At 47.0% G+C, this 26,230-nt stretch carries 25 protein-coding genes and 3 tRNA genes; all 28 read right to left on the minus strand.

Features of this window, described 5'->3' with window-relative positions:
- Window positions 1–100: 100 nt before the first annotated feature.
- A complete protein-coding gene (locus tag ACO5GU_RS02725; protein WP_484898103.1) occupies window positions 101–1,537 on the minus strand; it encodes a SpaA isopeptide-forming pilin-related protein in 1,437 nt (478 codons plus the stop codon).
- Between the two features lie 242 nt (window positions 1,538–1,779).
- Window positions 1,780–2,172: a VOC family protein gene (locus ACO5GU_RS02730; RefSeq protein ID WP_035427504.1), complete on the minus strand. Its 393-nt coding sequence runs from the start codon at window positions 2,170–2,172 to the stop codon at window positions 1,780–1,782.
- A 132-nt stretch (window positions 2,173–2,304) separates the two neighbouring features.
- Window positions 2,305–2,379: transfer RNA gene (locus tag ACO5GU_RS02735), tRNA-Val, on the minus strand.
- 31 nt (window positions 2,380–2,410) lie between these two features.
- On the minus strand, window positions 2,411–2,818 hold the full coding sequence (locus ACO5GU_RS02740) for a hypothetical protein (RefSeq protein ID WP_035427503.1): 408 nt from the start codon (window positions 2,816–2,818) through the stop codon (window positions 2,411–2,413).
- 82 nt (window positions 2,819–2,900) lie between these two features.
- Window positions 2,901–3,278, minus strand: coding sequence for a hypothetical protein (locus ACO5GU_RS02745; RefSeq protein WP_484812504.1), 378 nt, complete (start codon window positions 3,276–3,278; stop codon window positions 2,901–2,903).
- Between the two features lie 141 nt (window positions 3,279–3,419).
- A tRNA-Ile gene (locus ACO5GU_RS02750) sits at window positions 3,420–3,495 on the minus strand.
- A gap of 40 nt (window positions 3,496–3,535) precedes the next feature.
- Window positions 3,536–3,611: transfer RNA gene (locus tag ACO5GU_RS02755), tRNA-Ala, on the minus strand.
- 74 nt (window positions 3,612–3,685) lie between these two features.
- Window positions 3,686–5,389: a proline--tRNA ligase gene (locus ACO5GU_RS02760; protein WP_484930113.1), complete on the minus strand. Its 1,704-nt coding sequence runs from the start codon at window positions 5,387–5,389 to the stop codon at window positions 3,686–3,688.
- 52 nt (window positions 5,390–5,441) lie between these two features.
- Window positions 5,442–6,515, minus strand: coding sequence for a flavodoxin-dependent (E)-4-hydroxy-3-methylbut-2-enyl-diphosphate synthase (ispG, locus tag ACO5GU_RS02765; RefSeq protein ID WP_484929998.1), 1,074 nt, complete (start codon window positions 6,513–6,515; stop codon window positions 5,442–5,444).
- Window positions 6,516–6,523: 8 nt separating this feature from the next.
- Window positions 6,524–7,888: a M50 family metallopeptidase gene (locus ACO5GU_RS02770; RefSeq protein WP_484930000.1), complete on the minus strand. Its 1,365-nt coding sequence runs from the start codon at window positions 7,886–7,888 to the stop codon at window positions 6,524–6,526.
- A gap of 7 nt (window positions 7,889–7,895) precedes the next feature.
- Entirely contained in the window at window positions 7,896–9,083 is a 1,188-nt protein-coding gene (gene dxr, locus ACO5GU_RS02775; RefSeq protein WP_484930002.1) for a 1-deoxy-D-xylulose-5-phosphate reductoisomerase, read from the minus strand.
- 3 nt (window positions 9,084–9,086) lie between these two features.
- Window positions 9,087–10,115, minus strand: coding sequence for a phosphatidate cytidylyltransferase (locus ACO5GU_RS02780; protein WP_484930004.1), 1,029 nt, complete (start codon window positions 10,113–10,115; stop codon window positions 9,087–9,089).
- Window positions 10,115–10,894: an undecaprenyl pyrophosphate synthase gene (uppS, locus tag ACO5GU_RS02785; RefSeq protein ID WP_484930006.1), complete on the minus strand. Its 780-nt coding sequence runs from the start codon at window positions 10,892–10,894 to the stop codon at window positions 10,115–10,117. Before uppS ends, ACO5GU_RS02780 begins: the two co-directional genes overlap by 1 nt.
- Window positions 10,895–11,440 carry a ribosome recycling factor gene (gene frr, locus ACO5GU_RS02790; RefSeq protein WP_484808250.1) on the minus strand — a complete coding sequence of 182 codons (546 nt, stop codon included), beginning with the start codon at window positions 11,438–11,440 and terminating at the stop codon, window positions 10,895–10,897.
- The gene (gene pyrH, locus ACO5GU_RS02795) at window positions 11,440–12,162 is read right to left on the minus strand and encodes a UMP kinase (protein WP_035427712.1); all 723 of its coding nucleotides are present in this window, start codon (window positions 12,160–12,162) and stop codon (window positions 11,440–11,442) included. Before pyrH ends, frr begins: the two co-directional genes overlap by 1 nt.
- 131 nt (window positions 12,163–12,293) lie before the next feature.
- Window positions 12,294–13,166 carry a translation elongation factor Ts gene (tsf, locus tag ACO5GU_RS02800; RefSeq protein ID WP_313995184.1) on the minus strand — a complete coding sequence of 291 codons (873 nt, stop codon included), beginning with the start codon at window positions 13,164–13,166 and terminating at the stop codon, window positions 12,294–12,296.
- A gap of 55 nt (window positions 13,167–13,221) precedes the next feature.
- The gene (gene rpsB, locus ACO5GU_RS02805; RefSeq protein WP_035427711.1) at window positions 13,222–13,962 is read right to left on the minus strand and encodes a 30S ribosomal protein S2; all 741 of its coding nucleotides are present in this window, start codon (window positions 13,960–13,962) and stop codon (window positions 13,222–13,224) included.
- 272 nt (window positions 13,963–14,234) lie between these two features.
- A complete protein-coding gene (gene xerA / locus ACO5GU_RS02810) occupies window positions 14,235–15,152 on the minus strand; it encodes a site-specific tyrosine recombinase/integron integrase (RefSeq protein WP_484930008.1) in 918 nt (305 codons plus the stop codon).
- A gap of 1 nt (window position 15,153) precedes the next feature.
- Complete coding sequence (gene trmFO / locus ACO5GU_RS02815; RefSeq protein WP_484930010.1) at window positions 15,154–16,488, minus strand: methylenetetrahydrofolate--tRNA-(uracil(54)-C(5))-methyltransferase (FADH(2)-oxidizing) TrmFO; 1,335 nt, start codon at window positions 16,486–16,488, stop codon at window positions 15,154–15,156.
- A 17-nt stretch (window positions 16,489–16,505) separates the two neighbouring features.
- Window positions 16,506–17,381 (minus strand): DNA-processing protein DprA, encoded by an 876-nt coding sequence (locus ACO5GU_RS02820; protein WP_484930012.1) that lies wholly within the window; start codon window positions 17,379–17,381, stop codon window positions 16,506–16,508.
- A 2-nt stretch (window positions 17,382–17,383) separates the two neighbouring features.
- Window positions 17,384–18,880, minus strand: coding sequence for a YifB family Mg chelatase-like AAA ATPase (locus ACO5GU_RS02825; protein WP_484930014.1), 1,497 nt, complete (start codon window positions 18,878–18,880; stop codon window positions 17,384–17,386).
- Complete coding sequence (locus ACO5GU_RS02830; RefSeq protein WP_484930016.1) at window positions 18,877–19,395, minus strand: YraN family protein; 519 nt, start codon at window positions 19,393–19,395, stop codon at window positions 18,877–18,879. Before ACO5GU_RS02830 ends, ACO5GU_RS02825 begins: the two co-directional genes overlap by 4 nt.
- A gap of 212 nt (window positions 19,396–19,607) precedes the next feature.
- Complete coding sequence (locus ACO5GU_RS02835) at window positions 19,608–20,381, minus strand: ribonuclease HII (protein WP_484896214.1); 774 nt, start codon at window positions 20,379–20,381, stop codon at window positions 19,608–19,610.
- Between the two features lie 74 nt (window positions 20,382–20,455).
- Window positions 20,456–20,797 carry a 50S ribosomal protein L19 gene (gene rplS, locus ACO5GU_RS02840; RefSeq protein WP_035427471.1) on the minus strand — a complete coding sequence of 114 codons (342 nt, stop codon included), beginning with the start codon at window positions 20,795–20,797 and terminating at the stop codon, window positions 20,456–20,458.
- Between the two features lie 113 nt (window positions 20,798–20,910).
- Window positions 20,911–21,969 (minus strand): deoxyguanosinetriphosphate triphosphohydrolase, encoded by a 1,059-nt coding sequence (locus tag ACO5GU_RS02845; protein ID WP_484930018.1) that lies wholly within the window; start codon window positions 21,967–21,969, stop codon window positions 20,911–20,913.
- A gap of 114 nt (window positions 21,970–22,083) precedes the next feature.
- On the minus strand, window positions 22,084–24,846 hold the full coding sequence (ppdK, locus tag ACO5GU_RS02850) for a pyruvate, phosphate dikinase (protein WP_484930020.1): 2,763 nt from the start codon (window positions 24,844–24,846) through the stop codon (window positions 22,084–22,086).
- 281 nt (window positions 24,847–25,127) lie between these two features.
- Window positions 25,128–25,523, minus strand: a complete 396-nt coding sequence (locus ACO5GU_RS02855; protein WP_314007562.1) for a kinase/pyrophosphorylase — start codon at window positions 25,521–25,523, stop codon at window positions 25,128–25,130.
- A gap of 61 nt (window positions 25,524–25,584) precedes the next feature.
- Window positions 25,585–26,230 (minus strand): glycine--tRNA ligase subunit beta (locus tag ACO5GU_RS02860; RefSeq protein WP_484930022.1); only part of this gene is annotated, 646 nt, incomplete at its 5' end.

The following is a 26,230-nucleotide window of genomic DNA, read 5'->3' on the forward strand; positions in this document are numbered from 1 at the left end:
CAAGTGAACTCCCCATACATTTTCAAATTACTAAATGCACAGGTTGTTCACTTGATAGACATAAGCAAATTTTGAAGTAGATTCAATAAATCCTATAGTCTTAGAAACGTTTCTTGCTCAGATACATTGAGACACCAGCAAGAGAGCTTAATGTACCTGTAATTCCAACAATTAAAGAAGAGACACCAGAAATGTCAGAAGTGTCTGGAAGTACAGCCTTCTTTTTCTTTGGAGTCTTAGGCTTTTCCGGAGTCTGTGGTTGAGGCTCAGGAGTAGGCTCTGGAGTTGGCTCAGGCTGTGGCTCTGGCTGTGGCTCTGGCTGAGGTTCTGGCTGTGGCTCTGGAGCAGGTGGCTCTGGCCTACGATTTACAAAAGTAACCGTGGTTGTTTCGTTAGAGCCAGTAATCTCACCAACCTGAGGATTAGGGTCATCGATAGTGTAGCCATCAAGAGTGGTCAGCTGAGTAATAGTAGATTCTCTCTCAACAAGATAATCCGGAATAATTACGGTGCCATCAGGCCCAGTTGTGAGCAGATAATTGTCATCAGAATCCCTATTCAACTCACCTGTCTGAGTATAAGGGACACCGGGAGCTGACGGGTCCTGAGTCATAGCACGAGGAGCGCTAGAACCAGTTAAATAGGCTGGATCAGGTGTATTAAATCCACCCATAGAAGGAGGACATGCTGGTGATGGAATTCCAGGAGTTATTTCATAAGCAGGAGTTGCCTTTAAAGTTGCGCCAGCAATAGGGTTTCCGTATTGGTCAACAACTCTTACAACAATATTACCAATTCTAGTTGGGAGTTTAATTGTTGCGCGAGTTGTTTGCTCGAAGAGACGAGTATCTGAATCATAAGGGAACGTTACAGCATGTAGAGGAACCATGCCATTATTGCTGGTTGGAGAACATGCAAAGACCGAATCAACCATTACAGCATCGGTATTATATGCATAACGAGTGGGATAATTTTTTGGAATAAGCGTATAGCTTCCTGTTACTGGTACGGTGACGCTTTGTCCACCTGGAACATTTGAGGCAATTCTATTTCCAAATTCATCTTCAATGTCAAATTGAATATCAGTAATAGCATTTGAATCCCAAATACTACCTGATATCTTCTTCTCGGCACCAACATAAAGCTGGCCCATAATATGGACATTTTCAAAGTTAATGGTCTGAGGATCGCCATTACTACCAGCAGGAGCGGAGAAAGTCACGTTTTTAGCTGTGTGATCAATAACATATCCAGCTTTAAACGTTGTCTGCTCAACCTTATAACTTCCGTTAGCAAGGCTAGTCTGAGCTCTACCGTTTTGGTTAGTAATCATAGTTGCAGCGTTGGTACCGGTAACTGTATTAGTCACGGTAATTGTTACGCCATCAACAGGTTTACCATAATAGTCATCAGTAACATTAACCGTGAGCTGATTTTGAACTGCTGCTTCTGCAAGCGCAAACTTTGGAACTCCAATGACAATTACGCAGCATAGTGCAACTAAAATCGACGCTACTACATACTTGAACTTTTTCACTTCAAACCTTCCAAATCCATAAAGGATTACAAATATCTAAATCAAATGATAAAAGAAAATATCATTAAAATGAATATAAACTGCATTCTAAATTGCAATTTATTAAATTTTCATATCATCAACAATAAGAATCACCTATAAATAGCTATTCCCTATCCATCCACACACAAAAAAGCGAGAAGGCTCTTCTACTTGAAAGATCTTCTCGCCAAATAATCGTAAATCAATTTAATGAAGTTGGCTTATTTATCCATGGTGAGATGAATAGCAAAGCCAGCAATCTCGTCTTTGAAATAGACCAAAAACGTACTGCCATCTGAATTAAGCCTTCTAGATGACTCATCGATTTCAAAGCCACGACCTGCAAAGTACTTCTCGGCAGCAGGAATATTGTTAACATGGAAGCCAATATGACCCTTTGTGCCTCGGCCATTTTGTTTCATGACCTCTACCAGGGTCCCTGCAAAAAATGAGGGTGGCTGCTCAATAGTTGGAAGTCCCATAAGAGCGGTAAACAGGTTGGCAATCTTTTCTGCCTCGTCCGCATTGCTTGCGTTAATGCCAACGTGAGCAACATACATATCAAACTGCTCGACTGGATTAAGAGTGCTGGAATTGTTAGTTGAATCTGTCATACATCTCCCCTTTCCTAGAGCTCAAGTATATAAGGGAAGCTCTAATATGTGTGCTTGGCAATAAATATTAGTCATTACTGTAACTAAGTACTAACAAAAAAAGGCCCAGTTACCTAGGCCTTTAAATTTCTATGGTGGGCGATGCTGGATTTGAACCAGCGACCCCTTCCGTGTGAAGGAAGTGCTCTACCCCTGAGCCAATCGCCCGAACGACTTGCAATAATAACAAACAATGACGCTAATTTCTAGCTTTTGACTTTTTTGAAGGTGAATACGTAGACACAGCTTTATTCATCTGAACAAGAATAATTCCCAGGAAGATAAGCTGAAGAATCATTGGCGTAATTACCATAGGCTGAGATGAAAGCTGCGATACAAAAACCCATTCAATGGTAAAGAGAATAAGCTCAATACCAGCAACAAGACGGACAATGCCGTGGGTTTTCTCAAAGTCTTTAGCCAAGCTGATGCATTTCTGCAGAATATAGCAGCAATAAACTGCCATTAAGCTGCACAACAGAAGCACAATCATGCTTGAAGAGAAACGACCATAGCCAACTGAGAAGGCAAAGATGACAATTCCGGCAACGCCAAGCGCACCAAGCATAGAGGAAAGAGCCATCATCAACTTAGTTCCACGATCCATACAAACCCCCAACAAGTCAGTTCACAGAGAAAAAACGTACACAAGCGGAGTTAGAGCAATAAAACAACGTCAACAAAACAACTTACTTGGCTTCGAGAGATTTTTTGACTTTATGAGATCCTCGAGCAACAGCGCTTGCCATTGCCAAAAGTGCAAATAGCTCAATAAACTGCAAGGTAACAGATGGTTTAAGCACCAACTGTCCAACAACAATAGCAGCTAATACAACGCATGATCCAAAAATCATTGGATAGGCAGCAACAGCTCTATTAGGTACATTAGCCTCTCTAGCTGCATAACCACCAGTTAGAAGCGAGATCATACTTGCAAGCAAAAGAAGAGCGGAATCAATTGATGGACCAGCACCAATTACAAGAACCGCAACATTAACAAGACCTAAAAGTCCGCCAATCAAAAGCGCCAGACTAAAGAGCTTCATTTTGCGAGTCTCAGGAGTCATATATCCCCTATCTATCAAATATCACTTTGGCTATTGTACCCGTCTTTTATATAAATTAAGTAATCGAATCATTAAACGGTAGAGTGTTTCGGTAAAAGAAATGGCGAGAAAACCAAAGGGGTTTCTCGCCACATGTGTGTTTGGTGGGCCCAGAGGGATTTGAACCCCCAACCCAGGGATTATGAGTCCCCTGCGCTAACCGTTGCGCCATGAGCCCGTAAGAAAAAAGCGGCGACTGATGCCGCCGCCAGAATGCGTGGTGGAGAATAGGGGGATCGAACCCCTGACCTCATGACTGCCAGTCATGCGCTCTCCCAGCTGAGCTAATTCCCCGAACGTGGTGCGGGAAATACTATAGCAAACCAAAGCTCTGTTTTTCTCGACAATTTTCTAATTGGTTGTATATTTTAAAGCTCGCGCTCTGGAAGGATCTTCTCGGCCAGCCAAGAGCCAACTTCATCAAGGGCAACCTCAAAGCGCTCGCCGGTAGCGCGCTCTTTGACTTCTGCAATGCCGTTTGCAACGCCCTTCTTGCCCACAATTACCTGCCATGGGAAACCGATAAGGTCTGCGTCAGCAAATTTAACGCCAGGACGCTCTGCACGGTCATCAACAACAGTCTCAAGACCAGCAGCAACGCAAGCGTCAGCTACAGCGCCTGCAGCATCCCAAATCTCTGGGTCTTTGTCAGAGAGACAAAGAACAGAAACCTCATAAGGAGCAACAGAGACTGGCCACTTGATGCCCTTCTCGTCATTGTATTGCTCAACAACGGCAGCAAGCAGTCTGGAAACACCGATGCCATAGCAGCCCATAACAAGAGGCTTATCCTCGCCGTTTTCATCGGTGAAGGTGGCGTTAAGGGCCGAAGAATACTTGGTGCCAAGCTGGAAGACCTGACCAACCTCAATACCGCGAGCGGCATGTAGAGGAAGACCACACTCAGGGCAAATATCGCCCTCCTGAGAAGTGACAAGATCTTTCCACTCGTTAATCTCAAAGTCACGGCCAAGCTCAACGTGATCAAGGTGGTAGTCTACTTTGTTAGCACCGCAGAGCCACCACTGAGCATCTTCAAGGGAGAGGTCTCCAACAACGCGGATACCCTCAGGTAGACCAACAGGTCCAATGAAGCCCTTAATGAGACCATACTCCTCAAGCTCTTCATCGGTCATCATATGATAGTCACCGAAGACGTGCTCAGCCTTTACCTCGTTGAGCTCATGAGTGCCTGGAACAAAGCACACAACTGGCTTACCGTTTCCGTCAACAAGTGCAAGAGCCTTGCGAGTTGCTGCAGGTGAAACGTGGAGGAACTCAGCAACGTCATCAATCGAGCCAATACCAGGAGTGTGAATCTCGCACATCTTGCCAGACTCACGCTCTTCTACGTTGATCTTTGCTGCAGCTGCCTCAGTATCTGCAGCATAGCCGCAATCGCAATAGACTAGGCTTGCCTCGCCAGCCTCTGCCAGCGCCATAAACTCAACAGAGGTGTCTCCACCAATCTGACCAGAGTCTGCAACTACCTGCAGAGCCTTAAGACGAGTACGGTCACAAACGTTCTGGTAAGCAACCTTTTCCTGGTCATAGCACTCTTGCAGCGACTCTTGATTTGCCGAGAAGGAATATCCGTCTTTCATAATAAACTCACGGCCGCGCATAAGACCAAAACGTGGACGACGCTCGTCACGGAACTTATCCTGAATCTGATAAAGCGTTACAGGAAGTTGCTTATAGCTCTTGAGCTCGTTTCTAATAAGGTCTGTAAAGGTTTCCTCGTGAGTTGGACCAAGAGCAAACTGACGATCATGACGGTCATGCATACGCATGAGCTCATCACCATAGACATCCCAACGACCAGACTCTTCCCAGAGCTCAGCGGGGGTCATAATAGGAACAAGAATCTCCTGAGCACCAATACCGTCCATCTCATCGCGGATGATGGCCTCAATCTTTAAAAGAGAGCGCCATGCAAGTGGCAGATAAGAGTAAAGACCTGCAGCGGTCTTTCTGATCATGCCAGCACGAAGGAGCAGGCGGTGACTTGCAAGTACAGCCTCAGCTGGATCTTCTTTGAGTGTTGGTGCATACAAAGAAGACATGCGCATCCAGTGCTTCAAGGTAGTTTCCTTTCAATATGAAGTAATACGTATAGTTTACTTATTTTTTGCCAAAACGATTCTCTATTTCGGCGAATAGCTCATCAACAATCTTATCTTCAGGCACTTTTCTAAGAGGATTGCCGTTTTCAAACAACACTGCCTGACCTTTGCCACAGGCAACGCCAAGGTCAACGCCCCTAGCCTCACCAGGTCCGTTAACAACGCAACCCATGACCGCCACAGAAATTGGAGCACGAACGCCATCCAAACGCTTGGTAACCTCTTCTGCAATAGGAATCATGTCAACGCCACACCTGCCGCACGTAGGACAGCTTACCAGCTCTGGCTTAATGCGACGCATGCCAAGAGCAGCAAGAAGCTCCCATGCTACATGAACCTCTTCTACAGGATCAGCCGTCAAAGACAGGCGCATGGTATCACCAATGCCACTTTCCAGCAAAATACCAACTGCGGCAGAATTCTTTACCGTTCCCTGCCTCAGTGCGCCAGCCTCGGTTACACCTACATGCAGAGGAGTTTGTGGAAGCTCTTTTGAAAGCGCACGATAGACCGCAAGCGTAGTGGGGACATCATGAGCCTTTGCGGACAAGACAATATCCTCAAAACCGCGAGAAGAAAAATGCTCTACAAATGACTTTGACGACGCCACGAGTTTCTCGACAAGGGTCATATCTTGTCTTGTATCAAATTCTTTAGCAAGAGAACCTGCGTTAACACCAATTCTGATAGGAATGTGGGCCTCTTTAGCTGCATCAATAACAGCGTCCACGCGTTCCATAGAGCCAATGTTGCCTGGATTAATACGAAGCGCAGCAGCACCTCTCTTTGCAGCTTCAAGCGCAAGCTTGTAGTCAAAGTGGATATCAGCAACAACAGGAAGCGGCGAGTATTTGCAAATCTCTTCAAAACCATCCAAGGCCTTTGCATCAGGAATTGCCACACGGATAATCTCGCACCCTGCCTCGGCAAGCCCCTTGATCTGAAGGAGTGTTGCATCTGGATCGTCTGTTTTAGTGGTGCACATAGACTGAACGGAAACGGGAGCGCCGCCGCCAACCTGAACAGATCCAACCATAACGGGATGAGTTTTTGTGCGAGCAATCTCAGACATAAAATCAGCTACCTAAAAAGTAAATGAAGAATATCGTTTCTCAGTGCAACAACAAATACAAACAGGAAAAACGCCAAACCAATGTAGGACAAAATATTTTGAACTTTGATGGACAGAGGCTTTCTGATAATCACCTGAATTACCTCAATCAGAATCTTTCCGCCATCAAGCGGTGGAATAGGTAAAAGATTCATAAAGCCAAGTGACATTGAAATGGCTGCTACCAGCATAATAAGAGTCGAGAAACCCTCTGCGGCAGCTTCTGAAGCCATGACAGAAATACCCACAACAGAAGACGACTGGTTAAGAACTTCCATAGTCTGCGTTGGAATGAGCAGTCTTAGGGCAAACTGTCCAACCTGTGCAGCATACGATACAGCTGCGGCAGATGCGTCAATAAACGAGAAGTGATACATGGTCATTACGGGTGACACGCCAATGATCTTATCGTCAGGACGTAAAACCGGCTTAATGGTAGTTTCAAGCTGAATGCCATTGCGCTCATACGTGACTGGGATATCCTTGCCTCCATTGGACATTGCATCTTTGATAGCAGTAGTAAGGTCTTCCCAGGTATGTACCTCTACCTTGTTAAAGGTAAGAATAGTGTCTCCGGGAGTAAGACCGGAAATAGCTGCCAGAGAGCCAGACTCAACTGCGCCCAACTGTGCCTTGTTTTGTGCGGCAGGAATACCAACAAACATGAGGGAGCCTACGACCAGCACAAAGGCAAGCGCAATGTTAACCAGGGGTCCGCCCAAAATCATGAGCAGGCGCTTGGGAACGTTTACACCAACATACGTATGAGCCTTTTCTTGAGCAAAGAAATCATCAGCGGACATCTGTGGAACACGAGGCTCCCCTGCTGCTGTAGAGCCTTCAAGCTCAAAGTTGTGACCACGATCATACTCACAGCGAAGCTCAGCGTCACGCGCAAGCGTCTGAAACGTGGTGTGCGTTAGCTCATCTGACTCTTTGACAAGCTCAATGGAGCCCCAATCTGCAAGGGTGTACAGCAGATTGTAGGCGCGCTCATCCTCACAGTTAAGTTTTGCAGCAAGCGTGCCAACCTCAAGTGAACCTGCCTCTTGAACGCTCATCAGAGCTTGTGGAAGCAGCTCATCTAGCTCGCCTTCCATACCGCAGATGCGCGTATAGCCACCAAAAAGAAGTGGAGTCACGCCAACCTCAGTACCGTATTTTTTGCTCTTATGAGAAAGCTTGTACTTGAACGGCATGCCTAAGAAGAACTCAGTAACACGGACACCACACAGGCGAGCCATACCGTAATGACCAGCCTCGTGAACAAATACAAGGAGCGAGAGGACCAAGAGTCCCCAAAAAATTGGTGAAAGAATAGCTAACAAATTCACAAAATTCCTATCCCACAAAAGAACGGGCTAAAGCTCGTGCCTCTGCGTCTACAAGCGTCAATTGTTGAAGGTCTTCTACCCTTTGAACTTCAGAGGCATTCATAGTCTCTGCAACAATGCGCTCAATATCAAGAAATGAACATCTTCCTCGTCTAAATGCATGGTTAGCAACTTCATTAGCTGCATTCATAATGCAAGGAAGCGTTCCACCAACAGTTCCTGCATGACGAGCAAGAGCTAGGCATCCAAAGGTCTTCTCGTCAGCATAATCGCCTGTGAGAGGAGCGGTTTCTTGCCACTCAACCGGCTGAGCAATTGCTGGCCAACGATGTGGATAGCTCAGCGCAAACTGGATAGGCAGCCTCATATCAGAGGCTCCGAGCTGCGCTTTAACAGAGCCGTCTATAAACTCAACCATAGAGTGAATGCGACTCTGACGATGTACCAACACCTCAAGCTTATCCATTGGAGTGTCAAAGAGGTGATGAGCCTCAATGAGCTCGAGGCCCTTATTCATGAGCGTGGCGCAGTCGATGGTAATCTTGGCACCCATCTTCCAGGTTGGATGCGCCAAGGCGTCGTCGGCCGAAACGTGTTTGAGCTGCTCGCGAGAATATCCAAAGAACGGACCACCAGAGCAGGTAAGCCAAATCCTCTGGATATCAGCGGGGTTCTCGCCAATAAGGCACTGGAAGATGGCACTGTGCTCAGAATCAACGGGGATGAGCTGACCAGGCTTAACCAGAGGCATCAGGAGGTCTCCGCCAACAACAATTGACTCCTTGTTTGCGTAAGCCAGCACTTTGCCAGCCTTCACAGCGGCCAGACCAGCGTAAATGCCAGCCTCTCCCACCACTGCGTTGACTACGCAGTCAACCTCATCCAGCTCAGCAAGCGCCTGAACGGCCTCAGGGCCAAAGCTTGCTTTGCAGCCTTGAGGCAAGCTGTCGAGAAGGGCGTTGCACTTGACACTTGTATCGGCAAAAGCAACATATTTGCAGTTGAATTCATTTGCTGCCTTCACGGCAAACTCAACCGACGACCTCACCGCAAGGGCAACTACTTGCACCTTTTGTGGGAAATGACGGCATACATCAAGCGTCTGCATACCCACAGAACCCGAAGCTCCAAGAACAGCAACACGCAGAGGCTCATGCCTTACAGCACGAGGCGCGGTATCTTCAAAAATGCTCAAAACCTATGCTCCAAACGGCAGCGCAATAGGTAGCTTGACCTGGCTAAAGAGCACGGCAAGCTGGAAGAGAAGAAACGCCGCCATAGTTCCAAAAATCATCGAATCGGTTCTATCAAGTAGGCCACCATGACCAGGCATAATTGAACCAGAATCCTTGAGGCCCACTCCTCGCTTAATGCGAGACTCAAAGAGGTCTCCAACAACAGAGAAGATGCCTTCTGTTACGCCAAAGAGCAGCGCAAATAGTGGATTCATATCAATTGCGCCAAACACAGCAATCAAGAACCACACCAGCATTGATCCAAGAAGACCACCAAAGAAGCCTTCCCAGCTCTTATTAGGAGAAATTCTTGGTGCCAGTTTATGTTTGCCAAATTTGGATCCAAACAAATACGCAAATGAATCGTTAGCCCACACAGAGAGCATGACAGCAAGCGTAATCCAAGGAATAGAAAAACTTGGCTCTGTGGACCTTAGAAGCACTACCGTTGAAAGTGAAAGCGAGGTATACAGTGGTCCAAAGGCCGTAACCGCCACGTCTGCAAGGTTTGCTCGCGGTGTTAAAACATACCAAAGTCCGCAAAGAATAATCAAAAGCAGAGAAAATACCAGCGGAAAGACGTGACCAAAATACGCAATTATGGGAAAAACAAGCGAGAAGACAAGGCCAAGAGGCTCGTTTGGCATACGTCCGCCCATACGGCAAATATGGAAGAACTCAGAGCAGCAGAGCCATGCCATGCCAGCAATCAAAACAATAGTGGCTTCTTTGCCAACAAACAGCGCAGCAAGTACAATAGCTGCATAAACTACGCCAGACAGAGTCCTTGTCAAAAGCTTCTCGGTAACGCCACGAACTCGCTGACCCATAAGGTTACCAGCGGATCGTTGCAGCTCTTTAAGTGAGCGACGAATCTCCAGCTTTTCAATCTGTCTATCAATTCCAACGCTACCTGTTTCTTCAGGATTAGGCTGAGCATCAGCAGGAATCCTAGAGGTAGGCCTTCTGGAATCGCGCGTATTGTCCACCACTATTTCACTCCTCCGAATCGCCTTTCGCGACCCTGATAGTCCTTAATGGCGCGCAAAAAATCCCACTTAGAGAAGTCAGGCCAGTAAGTTTGCGTGACATACAGCTCCGAGTAAGCCAGCTGCCATAGCAAATAGTTAGAAAGCCTCAGCTCTCCTGACGTACGAATCAACAGGTCTGGATCAGGAAGACCTGCCGTATAGAGGTTCTTCTCAAAATCTGCTGGAGTCACCGAGTCAGCGGACACGGTGCCCTCAGCAATTTGATGAGCGAGAAGAACAGCTGCTCTGGTTAGCTCCGCGCGGGAGCCATAATTGACCGCAAGCGCAAACGTCATACCAGTATTTTGTGCGGTCTCATCAAGTCCGCGCTGGAAGGTCTTGCGGGTCTTTTCTGGCAAGGCATCAAGGTCACCAAAGAAACGCAGCTTGACGTTTTCTTGATGGAACAGCGGAAGCTCTTTGAGCAGCGTCTCTGCAAAAAGACGCATAAGTAAGTCAACCTCACGCTGAGGGCGTTTCCAGTTTTCTGTAGAGAACGCATAAACCGACAGAACGTCCAATCCAAGGCGCACGCTTGTAGTAACAGCCTCGCGCAAAGAAAGAACACCAGCCTTATGACCTTCGGTTCTATCAAGTCCGCGAGCTGTAGCCCATCTGCCGTTTCCATCCATAATGATGGAAACGTGAGACGGAATAGTTTCTAAATTGATATCAGAGAGACTGATATCTTCTGGTGCGTCAGAGAAATACTGGACGAGTTTGTCTGTATCAAACTGCACTTAAATCTCCATGATTTCTGAAGTCTTGGTCTTAAGAAGAGTCTCAATCTGTGCAATATACGTATCGGTCAGCTTCTGAATACCGTTCTTCTCGCGCTTCTGATCGTCCTCAGAGAGCTCCTCATCGCGCTCAATCTTGCCGTTAACGTCACGACGAACGTTACGAACAGCTACGCGAGCCTCCTCAGCAATCTGAGAGCACTCTTTAGCAAGCTCACGACGGCGCTCCTCGGTTGGCATTGGGAAAGGAAGCCTGATAGCAGAGCCATCATTAGATGGAGTAATGCCAAGGTCAGAAGTCTCAATGGCCTTCTCGATGCTCTTTAGAGCGGTCTTGTCCCATGGCTCTACAAGCAGCATAGATGCCTCAGGAACCTTGATAGCTGCAAGCTGAGAAATTGGGGTTGGCTGGCCATAGTAGTCTACCTTGATGTGATCAAGCGCATGTGGATTTGCGCGACCAGTACGAACACGACCAAAGTTATTCTTAAGTGCCTCGATGCACTTCTCCATAGACTGCTTAGCTTTATCAGAATGAACGCTCATTAGTCCTCCTCAACGACAGTAGTACCGACTTCTTCTCCGGAAATTGCTTTCATGAAAACGCCTTCAGACTGCATGTCAAATACAAGAATTGGCATCTTATTATCTTTGCACAGCGCAATTGCTGCAGCGTCCATAACCTTAAGTTCTTTGGCGAGAACATCTTTGTAGGTGACAGTGTCAAACTTAACTGCATCTGCGTGGGTAACAGGATCGCAGTCGTAAATACCATCTACCTTTGTGGCCTTCATCAGAGCCTCTGCACCAATCTCGCAAGCGCGAAGAGCTGCAGCAGTATCAGTAGTGAAGTAAGGGTTACCGGTACCTGCAGCAAAGATGACAATACGGCCCTTCTCAAGGTGCCTAATAGCACGACGGCGAATATAAGGCTCTGCAACCTGAGCCATGGAAATTGCACTCATAACACGGCAATCCATGCCATTGCGCTCAAAACAATCCTGGAGCGAGAGAGCGTTGATTACTGTTGCAAGCATGCCCATGTTATCGCCTTGAGCACGATCCATGCCAGCTGCTGCCTGAGAAACGCCTCTAAAGATGTTTCCGCCACCAACAACAATGGCAACCTGAACGCCAGACTCCCAGACAGGCTTAATTTCTTTAGCAAGCATTTCTGGAATTGAAGGGTCAATACCAAAGGATTGCTCACCCATCAATGCTTCACCAGAAAGCTTTAAAAGTACTCTTTTGTATTTAGCTGAAGACAAAGCTTCCTCGCTCTCTCCGTTTGCCATAGTTGTAATAATTTTAACAAACGACACCGTAAGTTTTGCAGGAATCGCGGTAAAAAAAGAGCCGGTTGAAGACAACCGGCTCAAAATAATTGAAGTAAAAAGTCTTACTCTTCACCAAAAGCAAAACGTACGAAGCTGACAATCTTAACCTCGTCGTCAACCTTCTTGGAGAGCAGCTTTGCGTACTCAGAAATGGTCATATCTGGGTCCTTAACAAATGCCTGCTCAGTAAGGACATACTCCTTGTAGTACTTCTCGAGACGACCATAAGCCATCTTCTCCTGAATAGCCTCAGGCTTGCCAGACTCAGCAGCCTGTGCCTTATAGATGGAGAGCTCGTGATCAACGATGTCCTGTGGAACATCCTCACGGCGAGCAGCAACTGGAGCAGCTGCAGCTACCTGCATTGCAACGTCATGTGCAAAGTTTTTGAAGTCCTGAGACTCAGCAGTCTCTGGCTTATTGAACTCAAAGGTAACAATGTCAGCAAGCTTGCCACCAAGGTGGATGTAGCTAGCAAGTGCGCCGTTTGCAGCCTCAACACGCTGGAAACGAAGAACACGCATGTTCTCGCCGATGTTGTGGATCTTATCGGTGATTGCCTCGTCAACGGTCTCGTCGCCAAGCTTAGCAGCCTTGAGCTCCTCAACGTCAGCTGGGTTGCTCTCAACGACAACTGCAGCAAGATCGCCAGCAAAGCCGGTGAACTGTGGGTTTGTACCAACAAAGTCAGTCTCGCAGGAAAGCTCAAGAATTGCGCCAGTCTTGCCGTCTGGGCTGATGAAGGTAGCAATGGTGCCCTCGTTGGTGTCGCGGCCAGCACGCTTAACTGCCTTAGCAACGCCCATAGTACGAAGAATATCTACTGCCTTCTCAATATCGCCCTCAGCCTCGACGAGTGCCTTCTTGCACTCCATCATAGGAGAGCTGGTCATATCACGAAGCTGCTTAACAAGTGCTGCGGTAATCTCTGCCATGTTTTCCTCCCAAAAATCTACTGAATAACTAAATTATTTAACCCGTTGCTAAGAGTTACTCAGCAGCTGGGGTCTCGGACTCAGCGCCCATCTCTTCAGCAGAAATCTGCTCCTTGCCGCTACCTGCAAGAATTGCGTCTGCAGCAAGCTGGCACATAAGAGAAATGGAACGAATAGCATCGTCATTTGCAGGAATGCCGTAATCAACAACATCTGGATCAGAGTTGGTGTCAAGCAGGGAGACAACTGGAATGTGAAGACGGTTTGCCTCACGGATTGCGTTCTCTTCACGCTTGGAATCAACAACAAAGAGAGCCTGTGGAAGAGAAGTCATATCACGGACGCCACCGAGGTTAAGCTGAAGCTTCAGAAGCTCCTTGTTCTTAAGAGCCTGCTCCTTCTTAGGAAGAGTTGCCATACGGCCATCCTCTACCATTGCCTCAAGCTCCTCAAGGCGCTTGATGCGGGAACGCATGGTGACAAAGTTGGTGAGCATACCGCCAAGCCAACGCTGGTTGATGTAAGGCATGTTTGCACGAGCTGCCTCAGTAGCAATTGGCTCCTGAGCCTGCTTCTTGGTGCCGACGAAGAGAACGCGGCCACCCTTAGATGCAACATTCTTCAGGAAAGTGTAAGCAGCGTCTGCGCCAAGCATGGTCTGCTTAAGGTCAAGAATGTAAATGCCGTTGCGCTCACCAAAGATGTATGGCTTCATCTTAGGGTTCCAACGACGAGTCTGGTGACCATAGTGGCAACCAGCATCCAGAAGAGTCTGAATAGTAATCTTTGCAGCCATTTTTACCTCCATTGGTTGTTCCTCCGTACGAGTTCAAGCCTTGTTAAAACCACCCAACACCTGGCTTAGCGTTAGGCACCACGGCAAACAAGTAGTCGTACGTGCGATTTTGTGCTGTTTGGTAACAGCATGTTGTGCTTCTACACAACTTTTGAAAGTATAGCAGGAAAACAAGGGTTACGTCTATAAAGAATTTAGACCATAACCTCTACAAATACTGCGTAAATGCATCAAACTTCTTTGCGCAAGATATTTCGCAACAACTACCCAGATTATTTTGATCTTGGATGAGCTGCTTTTGCTGCTTCTTTGAGCCTGTCAACTGACAAATGCGTATACACCTGTGTAGTTGAAAGTGATTCATGACCTAAAAGTTCCTGCACAACACGAAGATCTGCTCCACCACCAAGAAGTTCTGTGGCGTATGTATGTCTCATAGCATGTGGCGAGAGTGAGCTATCTAGTCCTGCAGCCGTTAGATACGACGAAAAAACCTTGCGCAAAGAATCCGCGCTCATAGTATTTCCTCTTACGGAAATAAAAAGAGCCGAATGTGCACGGCCCGCTTTATCTTTCAACAAAAGCGTAGGTCGAGAAGACCTAAGGTACTTTTTAAGCCACTCGATAGCTGACTCATAGAGAGGAACAATTCGTTCTTTAGAGCCTTTACCAAAGAGACGTACTATTCCATTTTGTAAATCAACCTGTTCGAGCTTGAGAGACGCCACCTCAGAAATACGAGCTCCTGTTGCATACAAAAACTCAAGAAATGCTCTATCTCTAAGACCTACCGCAGTTGAAATATCACATGATTCCAAAAGCTTATTTACATCGGAATCAGTCATAGTATGTGGAAGATTTCGTGGCGCTCGAGGATTGCTCAGTGAAAGAGCTGGGTCTGTGGCAATCAGTTTTTCTCGCTGCATCCATTTGTAAAAACCACGCAACGCAGATAAATGCCTATTTAGTGTTTTTGCTGAATATTGAGCCTGTTTGAGATAGGCCAAATAGAGACGAAGGCTTCTGTGATCAACCCGAGTTACCGCAACACCTTCCCTACTACACCACTGCTCAAATGCCAAAAGATCAGTCTGATATGACCTTAGGGTATTCTCGGAGAGATTCCTGACCTTACTTAGATACTCAATAAATTGTTCAACGTGACTACCCTGCTCTTTTGAAATAGCCACGTTAATCACGCTTCATGCAATCAAAAAGTTCCTGACGAGAAGAGATGTAGTCATCAAAGTCTTTATGAGCACGCTCTGCCATCTTTTGACGACGCTCGTCTTTTCTTTTGATATGCTCGTCCAGTGGCTCAAAAATTCCAAAGTTAACATGCATGGGCTGGTAATCTTTGGTGTTTGGGTTTGTTGCATAACCCACAAGAGAGCCAAACGAAGTGGTCAAAGGAAGCTTAACTTCCTCTTTGCCCAACAGACGAGCATACATGTTGAGTGCAGCAAGCAATCCAGATGCTATAGCCTCAACATAGCCTTCTGTACCCGTAATTTGACCTGCAAGAATAGTAAAAGTTCCCGGAACTCCAAACGAACCATCAAGCGCATGAGGAGAGTCAACAAAAGAGTTTCTGTGCATGACGCCGTAGCGAACAAACTCAGCGTTTTCCAGCCCTGGGATGAGGGTAAATACGCGTTTTTGCTCTCCCCAGGTAAGATTTGTCTGAAAACCAACCAAATTAAATGCTGTCTTGGCTGCATTTTCCGCACGAAGCTGAACTGCTGCCCAGGGGCGTTTACCTGTTCTAGGATCAATAAGTCCTACTGGCTTCAAAGCGCCAAATCTAATGGAATCATGTCCTGTTCTTGCTACTTCCTCAATAGGCTGACAAGCTTGGAACAAATCAGACTGCTCAAAATCGTGGCCAATAACACGTTTAGCAGCAAGCAGCTCATCTACAAAAGTGTCATATTCCTCTTTATTCATAGGGCAATTGAGATAATCGCCAATTCCCAAGTCCTCATAACGAGATTGAGAGAAGGCAATTGAATGGTCAATTGATTCATAAGACACAATAGGCGCTGCTGCATCAAAAAACGACATTCTGTTAGTTCCAACACGCTTAGAAATTGCTTCGTACAAGCTATCTGAGCACAGTGGTCCTGCAGCAATAACTGTTGGCTCATCAGATAACTCCGTGACCTCTGCATGAGTTACCGAGATGTTTGGGTGATTTCTAATCTGATCAGTAACAGCCTTTGAAAACTCTTCTCTATTAACCGCAAGAGCGCCGCCTGCGGGAACAGAGTTTTCTTCTGCTATACGGAGCAGAAAACTATCCATCTTTTTAAGCTCAGACTTTAAAATTCCAGCTGTAGAATCTTCCTTAGTGGACTTCAGAGAGTTGGAACAGACCAGCTCAGCAAACATATCTGTGTGGTGTGCTGGAGAAGAAACAACAGGGCGCTGCTCAATGAGCTCTACAGAAACACCACGAGAAGCAAGCTGTAAAGCACATTCGCTTCCAGCTAAACCAGCGCCAACTACAGTAACTTTTTGTGTCATTGTTCACCTATCACACACTACGAATCCAAATAAAACTCTTTAGAAGGAGTATACCTTCCATCCGGTAATCTTTTTACCATTCCACGAGCTTCATAATCAGTAAGAGAATTTAACACGGTAAGTACGTTTTCTGATAGCCTCCATGCAAGCTCTTCTGGTCTTGAAGGAGAAGCAATAAGTGCAGATAAAAGTGGTGTTAGCTTCTTATCTTGCTTCAATTGTTCCTGAACTAGGCAATCAAAATCTAATGAAATTGCAATGCCCAACGATGTCTCATCAGGAATAATTTGAGCCCCTTCAGAGATGAGTCTATTCGTACCAGCAGAAGCAGGAGAAAAGATAGACCCGGGTATTGCATAAATAGTTTTACCAAGAGAGTTAGCAAACTCAGCAGTACTCATGGTGCCTGAGCAAAGCCCCGCTTCCGTTACCAAGAGCACTTTACCTAATGCTGCAATGACCGCATTTCTTCTAGGAAAGGCATAACGTCTAGGAGGCGTTCCCCACCTGTCTAGAGAAATGACTGCTCCCCTTCCTTCTCGCGCTGCTTCAAAAAGCTCTGCAGAGGTAGTTGGATATGTCACATCCGCACCACAGCCTGCCACTACAACAGTCTTTCCACCAGCATTAAGAGAAGCCATACCAGCCATATAATCGCAGCCAAGAGCTCCGCCAGATACCACCACAATATTGTTATCAGCGGCGCATCTGCCAGCTATTTCTGCAATTGCCATGCCGTATGGGGTGGCCCTACGAGCCCCAATTACAGACATACAAGGTTGTTGCAAAACGCTTCTATCCCCCATTCCATAAATAATTTCAGGCGGATGGTTAAGCAGTAGCAATTCTTTTGGATAGTCCTCATCTTCTGATGAAATTTCCCATCTCTCCACTGCTACTCCAAAGAACGAGACCTATAGGCAACCGCCTCAGATACGTCGTCTTTTGTCACTTTTTCATGATGAGCAATATCTGCGATAGTCCTTGCAACCCTGCAGGTACGCGTTATTGCTCTACCTCCTAAATGAAGTCCACGAGCAAATCTATGTAGCAGCTGCAATGCCGATTCATCAAAGCTCTCCACGTACTTTTGGCGAGAAGTACCATCTACTACGCGGGTTTCTCGCCAAGAAGCAAAGTCTCTGCCAGAGACAACAAGTGAGCGCATACCTGCTGAAGTGAGTCCTAGCTCACCTTGAATTACTCGATCAGAAGAAGGTCGAGCTACATCACACACAATATCTATTCGATCCATTAAAGGACCTCCAATTTTTGATTGATACGTAGAAATCTTTCCTGGAGAGCACTTGCAGGTGTGAGTTTTATCTCCAAAGTATCCGCAGGGACAGGGGTTAGCTGCAGCGATGAGCTGGAACTGAGAAGGAAACTTATAGATGCCATCCACTCGCGCAAGACGTACATATCCATCTTCGATTGGCTGACGTAAAACCTGCAGCGTATTAGAAGCAAACTCGGGCAGCTCATCTAAAAAGAGCACGCCTTTATGGGCAAGAGAAATTTCGCCTGGGATGACAGGTCTGCCACCTCCAATCATGCCTGCTACAGAAGCTGAATGATGAGGAGACCTAAAGGGCCGTATACCTGCTTGAATAGAATCTGTTTCACACCCTGCTACAGAATGTATGAGCAATACCTCATCACGCTCTTCTTTAGAGAGCTCTGGGAGGATTGTTGGAATTCTTTTTGCAAGCATAGTTTTACCTGCACCTGGCGGGCCAATCATAAGCATTCCCAGGTTTCCTGTAGCTGCGATTACGATAGCTCGCTTGACTAATTCCTGGTCAATCACCTCTTCAAAGTCTAAATTCTCGCTGAGCATTGCTGTTTCAACAGAATGCTTATGCTGAACCAATGGCTTACAGAATGATTGATCTCTTAAACTCAAGTTGAGCAATGATTGAATTCCTATGACGTGACTCCAGTCAGAACCAAACAAATTGCAATCTGAAGAGGAGATTAGTTTCATTCCCAGTTTCTTAGCAAGCATTGCATACGCTGCCATACCTCTGACGGAAGAGATCTTTCCGTTTAATGAGAGTTCTCCCACAAACAGCCTGTTATGCACAATCTCTTGAGGAATCTGTCCAGTAGCTGCAAGAATAGCAACGGCTATAGGCAAATCAAATCCAGTACCTGTCTTCTTTATATCCGCAGGGGTCAAATTGATTGTTACCAGCAATCGAGGGATGGTAAAACCAGCAGCTTTTAGTGAGCAGCGCACACGAGAACGAGATTCCATAATGGATCCGTCAGGCATTCCTACGATGGTTATTCCAGGTATGCCGCCTGAAATACCCACTTCTACATCTACAGGTATTGCCTCAATTCCTCTAAGAGTTGCGCTATGAACGCAGATGGTTGCCTGACTCATTGCTCGTCCCAGCTAAATGCTCCAATTAAATGCCTTAGGCTTGCTGTGCTTGGAGCTACCAAATTAATAGCAACAACATCAAATCTAATAGAGGTAAGTGCTGGATGAAGCGCTGCATACATAAGCGCAAGCGTTCTGTATTTTTCCTGCTTTGCCCTATTTACAGCCAGCTCAGGCATGATGCTATCGTCTTTGTTCAAAATACGTCTTGTCTTTACCTCAACAAGCACAACGTTATCGCCATCTTGAGTAACAATATCAACCTCACCAATCTGACACGTCCAGTTAGTTTGGATAATTTTGTAGCCTCTTTTGATGAGGTATTTTGCTGCAATCTCCTCGCCTTTCTCACCAATTTGGCGAGAAGACATCTCTTCTAGCGGAATTCTTCCCTCTTGTGCGTCATCCTCTTCAGAAACCTTGTCTTGATCTTTTGATTGTTCCAGCGCAGTGGGATTCTCCTCTACCTCATTGGGCGCAGAACCTGGATACTTGCTTGTGTCTTTCTTGCTCATAACTCTCCTTTCATAGTGGGAGAGTTCAGTTTGCAGGAGCACTTTGGCACTAACTTGGCTGCTGTCTGTCCAAACAGCGTAATGATTCTGACGAAAGTAAAAAATTTGATATTACGGGCTTGCGGCTATATAAAAAGCCCGTTCAATCCTCTTAGAATGAACGGGTCCCTGTTTGCGTCTGAAAGTTAATCTGATTGCTTAATTTGGATGTATTAAAACAGTCTTTGCGTCTTAACAAAGTTTCCACAAAACGACGCACGATGTATAGGAGAAAGTCCCATCTCACCAATAGCTTCAATGTGTTCAGCAGAGGCATATCCTTTACATTCTGCTAGGTGATAGCCGGGGTACTCCTCGTCATAGGCCACCATAAGAGCATCTCTTGTTACCTTTGCCACAATTGAAGCGGCAGCAATAGAAGCAATACGTGCATCACCCTTAACAAGAGTCTTTTCTTTAGGGTGGATATGCATAGGATTTCCATCGATCAAGACACATTCAGGCTCAATACCTGTGTTTTTGACAGCCTGAAGCATAGCGTCTCTTAAACACTGAGCCATGCCAACTTCATCAATTCTTTGAGGAGCAATATGAGCAATGCCAATTGCTGTAGCAACTTCTTGAATTTGTGCCGCTAGAATCTCTCGCTTTGTTGCGGTTAATTTTTTGGAATCGTTTAGTCCATAGATGATAGGATCCTCTGGCAAACATACCGCACAAACCGTTAAAGGGCCAGCTACAGAACCTCTGCCCACCTCATCAACACCAACAACAAGTCCGCCCCCAGAAAGCTCCTTCTGAAAGCGATACATTTCTTCTACACGGGTCTTCTCGGCATGTTCTTTTTCAATGCGCCTTTTAGCTGATTCTAGAGCCTTGATAACCTGTTTACGGGGGTCCTCGCTATAACGAGCTATGAGTTCGTATACCTCAGTCTCTGGGGCATCGCTTAAACGAGCAAGTATATCTTTAGCAGAATCAGCCATGTTTTCTCCAAACTACACGACTATGGTACTAAAAAAGCCGCCCGGAGGCGGCTTTAAAGAGCATATGAAGTTGATTAGCGCTTCTCGCGAAGACGAGCAGCCTTACCAACACGATCGCGCAGGAAGTAGAGCTTAGCGCGGTGAACAACACCGTGGCGAAGAACCTCAAGCTTAGCAATCTTTGGTGAGTGAAGTGGGAAAGTACGCTCAACACCAATGCCAAAGCTGATCTTACGAACGGTAAAAGTCTCACGGGAACCCTCGCCGGAAAGACGAATGATGTCGCCCTGGAAGACCTGCTCACGAGTACGGTCACCCTCGACAATGCGATAGTGAACCTTTACGTTGTCACCAACGCGGACCTCAGGAATGTCCTCGCGGATCTGCTGACGCTCAATAGCGCGAATGTAGTCCATTGTTTCCTCATCTCTAGAGGTGCCGACGCCCTTGCGAACGACACATAGTTAACACACAGACGGAAAGTATACGTGAATACTTTCCACTGTACAAGGGTTAGTTTGGATAAAACTTACTTTACATATCTTCTTTTACCCCAGGAACGAGGAAGGCGAAGATCTTCAAACACTCTGGTTGCATATCTATCGGTCATACCAGACACGTAATCCGCTACTTGGATTTCTGGATGATCAAAGTCATGACACTTGTATTCTGCAGGAACCTCATCTAAATGATTAACAAAGTAATCAAACAGCTCAATGATGAGGTCATATGCCTTGGGTTCTTCGTATTTTGCGTCTCCTGATGCGTACAGATTAGCAAACAGGAATGCTCTCATGGTCATCATGGCGCCCCACATGGAGTCGGTCATTTTAATATCGCCTACGCGAGAGCTCTCAGAGACAATATCGTGAACCATGTTTTCAATGCGCTCAGGTGAGCTATTTCCCAACACCTCTCGAGCTTCAGTTGGGAGATACTCCTCCGAAAGAAGTCCTGCTCGTTTTGCGTCATCAATATCGTGCGTTACATACGCAATGCGGTCAGAAATGGCAACGATTCTTCCTTCTGCTGTTTCTGCGCGTAGATTACCTGAATGGCATCTAATACCATCAATAACCTCATGAGAAAGATTAAGACCTTGTCCGTCTTTCTCCAGATACTCAACAATGCGAGCACTCTGCTGATTATGGGCAAAAATAAACTCATTTCCTGGAGCGTCGGGGTCCATTCCCCTATACAGGCTAATGGCGTGCGAAAGCGCCTTCTCGCCAATATGACCAAAAGGCGTGTGACCCAAGTCATGTCCAAGTGCAATTGCCTCAGTCAGGTCTTCGTTTAAGCCAAGAGGACGAGCAATTGAACGAGCAATCTGCGAAACCTCAAGCGTATGGATAAGACGAGTCCTATAGTGGTCCCCTTCTGGGGCGAGAAAAACCTGTGTCTTGTGAGCAAGTCTTCTGAAACTCTTACTGTGCAAAATACGGTCTCTATCACACTGATAACAAGTACGGTACTGGTCAGGTTCCTCTGCAATCGCACGACCTTTACTTTGATCAGAAAAAGCCGCTTCAGGAGATAAGATTTGATGCTCGCGAGCTTCAAGATCTTCTCGTCTAATGAATAACATAGAACCTCCTTGTACCTGCATCTTTACCTCATAATAGCAGGATATTACTATCTAGCAAAAGAGGGCGACCGAAGCCGCCCTCTAGAGTTTGTTGCAGTGTGTCTAGAAGAAAACCTACTTAGTAGCAATCTTCTGTGGACCACCGTTAGCCTGAATCTTAGCCTGTGCTGCAGCAAGACGTGCAATTGGTACACGGTATGGTGAGCAGGAGACATAGTCAAGACCAAGGTTGTAGTACATGTGGATAGACTCTGGATCGCCACCGGTCTCACCGCAGACACCAATGATGAGGTTAGGATTACCCTTACGGCCACCCTCAACGCCCATACGGACAAGCTCTGCGACACCCTTATCAAGGGTTGCAAATGGGTTGGTTTTAACAATCTTGCGCTCAAGATAGAGAGGCATGAATGCAGACTCAACGTCGTCACGAGAGAAGCCAAGGCAAGTCTGGGTGAGGTCGTTAGTACCGAAGGAGAAGAAGTCTGCGTGCTTAGCAATCTCCTCAGACATGATAGCTGCACGTGGGAGCTCGATCATGGTACCAACTGGGATGTTGAGCTCAACACCGTACTCATCAGCAACCTGCTTGATGGTCTCCTCAACCTCTTCACGGACCTGGATGAGCTCCTCTTCGAAGCCAACCAGAGGAACCATGATCTCTGGGCGAGGGTCAAGACCAACGCGCTTGAGCTCTGCAGCTGCGCTTGCGATAGCGCGAACCTGCATAACGTTGAGCTCTGGGTAGACAAGGCCAAGGCGGCAGCCACGAAGGCCGAGCATTGGGTTTGCCTCCTGGAAGGCGTCAAACTTAGCGAGAAGAGCACGCTTTGCAGCGGCGTCCTTACCCTGCTCCTCATCATGAGCAATCTCAACGTCAAGCTCACGTGGGGAATCAAGGAACTCATGCAGTGGTGGGTCAAGAAGACGGACAACAACGTCTTTGCCGTCCATTACCTTGAACATACCAAGGAAGTCACCCTTCTGAGCACGGCCAAGCTGCTCAATAGCAAGCTGCTTAACGTCCTCAGAGTCTGCAAGAATGAAGTCCTGAATGAGGTGCTTACGCTCACCAAGGAACATGTGCTCAGTACGGTCAAGACCAATTGCCTCAGCACCGTTATCAACGGAAGTCTGAGCATCTGCTGGGTTATCAGCGTTTGCACGTACGCCAATGACGCGACCACGGGACTCGTCAAGGCGGACCTCATCTGCCCACGCAAGGATGGTCTGGAGGTCACCAGAAAGCTCTGGCTGGACAAGCTCAACAGCACCAAGGATGACGTCACCAGTGGTACCGTCGATGGAGATTACATCGCCCTCGTTAACAACAAGGCCGGAATCAGCAACGGTGAAGCGCTTGTTAGCAGCGTCAATACGAAGTGTATCAACACCGCAGACGCAAGGAGCGCCCATACCACGAGCAATAACAGCTGCGTGGCTGGTCTTGCCGCCATGGGAAGTTAGGATGCCCTCTGCAGCAACCATGCCGTGGAGGTCATCTGGAGTGGTCTCCCAACGAACAAGAATACAAGGCTTGCCTGCCTCTGCAAAAGCCTCAGCGTCTGCAGAAGAGAAGACTGCAGCACCAACAGCTGCACCAGGAGAAGCGTTAAGACCCTTAGCAATGGTCTCATACTCAGCGTTAGGATCAAACTGTGGGTGCAGAAGCTGATCGAGCTGCTCAGAAGCAACGCGAGAAACAGCCTGCTCCTTAGTAATACGGCCCTCTTCGTACATCTGAATTGCAACCTTAAGTGCAGAGAGAGCAGTACGCTTACCAACACGAGTCTGAAGCATCCAGAGCTTACCATTCTCAATGGTGAACTCGATGTCCATCATGTCTGCGTAGTGATCCTCAAGAATCTCAAAGACGTGGAAGAGCTCCTCGCCTGCCTCCTTGAGTGCAGGAACCTTAACGAGGTCTGCAATAGGCTCAGTATTACGAATACCAGCAACAACGTCCTCGCCCTGAGCGTTGATCAGGAAGTCGCCGTAGCGCTCGTTAGTACCATCTGCAGGGTTACGAGTAAATGCAACGCCAGTTGCAGAAGTCTCACCCTTGTTACCAAAGACCATGACCTGAACGTTAACTGCAGTACCAAGCTCATCAGGAATCTTGTTCTGCTTGCGGTAAAGGATTGCGCGGTCATTCATCCAAGAACCAAAGACTGCCTGCTCAGCAAGGCGGAGCTGGAGGTAAGGATCAGATGGGAAGACAGCGTAGCCGTTCTTGGAGACCTCTGGGTGCTCCTTAACGTCAACGTTTGCAGCAAAGATGCCCTTGAACCAAGTTACAAGGTCACGAAGGTCATTTGCGTCCAGCTCTGTATCAAGCTTAACGCCCTTCTCGGCCTTCTTAGCAGCAATTGCATCCTCAAAGAGCTGTCCAGAAACGCCCATAACAACGCCAGAGAACATCTGAACAAAACGACGGTAAGAGTCCCAAGCAAAGCGCTCGTTACCAGTCTGCTTAATGAGGCCCTGAACGGACTCATCGTTAAGACCAAGGTTAAGAACAGTGTCCATCATGCCAGGCATGGAGAATGGTGCACCAGAACGGACGGAGACAAGCAGTGGATCTTCTGCATCGCCGAGCTTCTTGCCCATGCGCTCCTCAAGGGTAGCCATAGCTGCATCAATCTCATCAGTGACGCCCTCAGGCCAGACGTTGCCGTTGTTGGAATAAGCAACGCAAGTTTGGCAAGTAATTGAGAATCCTGGAGGTACAGGCAGGCCAATCTTAGACATCTCTGCAAGGTTTGCTCCCTTGCCACCAACAATCCACTTTGCCTCTTCTACGGATGCGCCAGCGACCTCAGTAACATCGTTACCGGCGTGGTCCTTTCCGAAGCTGTAAACGTGCTTCTCGGACATAACACTCCAAACTCTCAAACTGTCACACGCAAAGCGTGCACCAACACAATTGAACGCAAAGACGTCAAACCAAACAAAGTTGGTTCTGTCCTCACATTCATAGTATGTTACCAACCTACGCGATTCATCTGAACAAAATAACGGTGAGCGGTCAATATCGACCGTTCACAGAATTATTTACAAACTTATGATTGCAAATTGTGAAATTCTCCATAAAGAAAATGAGCACCCAAAATGGATACTCATTTAACTTTTTGATATTTTGAGGCGTCAGCACTCTCTTAGCGAGTAACTCCCTCAAAGAAGGCGCCAATTGCGTGACTTGGCTCTTCGCCAGTAAGCGTAGAAATAACGTTTACCGCTGGTCCCAGAAGATCGATTGATGGGATGAGGCGCTGATCAAGCTCACGACGAATCTCTCTTCTGAGAGAGCCATCTGCAAAGGTGTGGAAGACTGCACGAGGGCGATTCTCATCTTCATGCTCGTTGAAGTATGCACGAACATCATCAACGCTATGAATGTTTGGAACCCTTACAATCTCTACGGATTCATCGCCAAACTGAGCAGCGGCAGCCTTAACTACTGCAGCGCCAGTCTCTCCACGAGAGTCTGATAAAACATAGACGATAGGTAGACCATCACCAAGAGAGTTGTTATCAATGTCAAGTGCGCTCATGCTGTAACCCTTTCAGTCAAGTATTCAGAAAGATACAAACATTTATCAATCTAAGAGTACCCTACTTCTTACGAGAAAGCACACTAATATCGGCGACATTACTAAATACCTGGGCAAACTTGTTCAAAAGACGCAAACGATTTCGGCGAACGGTATCATTTTCATCCATGACAAGTACTTTGTCGAAGAAAATATCAATTGGCTCACGCAGCTGAGACAGCGCAGAAACAGCAGCAGCATAGTCTGCACCAGCAAGAGCAGCAGCCACTTGCTTCTGGCCCTCTTCGCAAGCAGCGAGCAATGACATCTCTGGCTCAGTGAGAAGCTCTGTATCAACTTCTACACCAAGAGAGGTGTCGCTGAGGTGCGCTGCACGTGCATAAGCAGTAGCAAGATCCTCAAAGAGCTCAGGCTCGTTCTGACGCGCCTCATCAAGTGCGCGAGCACGCAGAAGGAACTCATCAGGATTGATAACGCCAATTGCACTGACAGCCTCAATAGCATCTGCAGAGATCTTCTCGTCCTTTGCAATAGATGCAAGGCGACCAATAAAGTACTGCTCAACCTGAGACTGAACAGACTCGTCAACAACAAGACCCTGCTGGCGGTAGAGCTCCAGAGAGCTTGCAATGAGCTTCTTGAGGTCAAGGTTTGCCGTTGAGCGGACCAGTGCAATAACACCAATAGCTGCACGACGAACAGCGTAA

Source organism: Lancefieldella sp. (assembly GCF_057237245.1).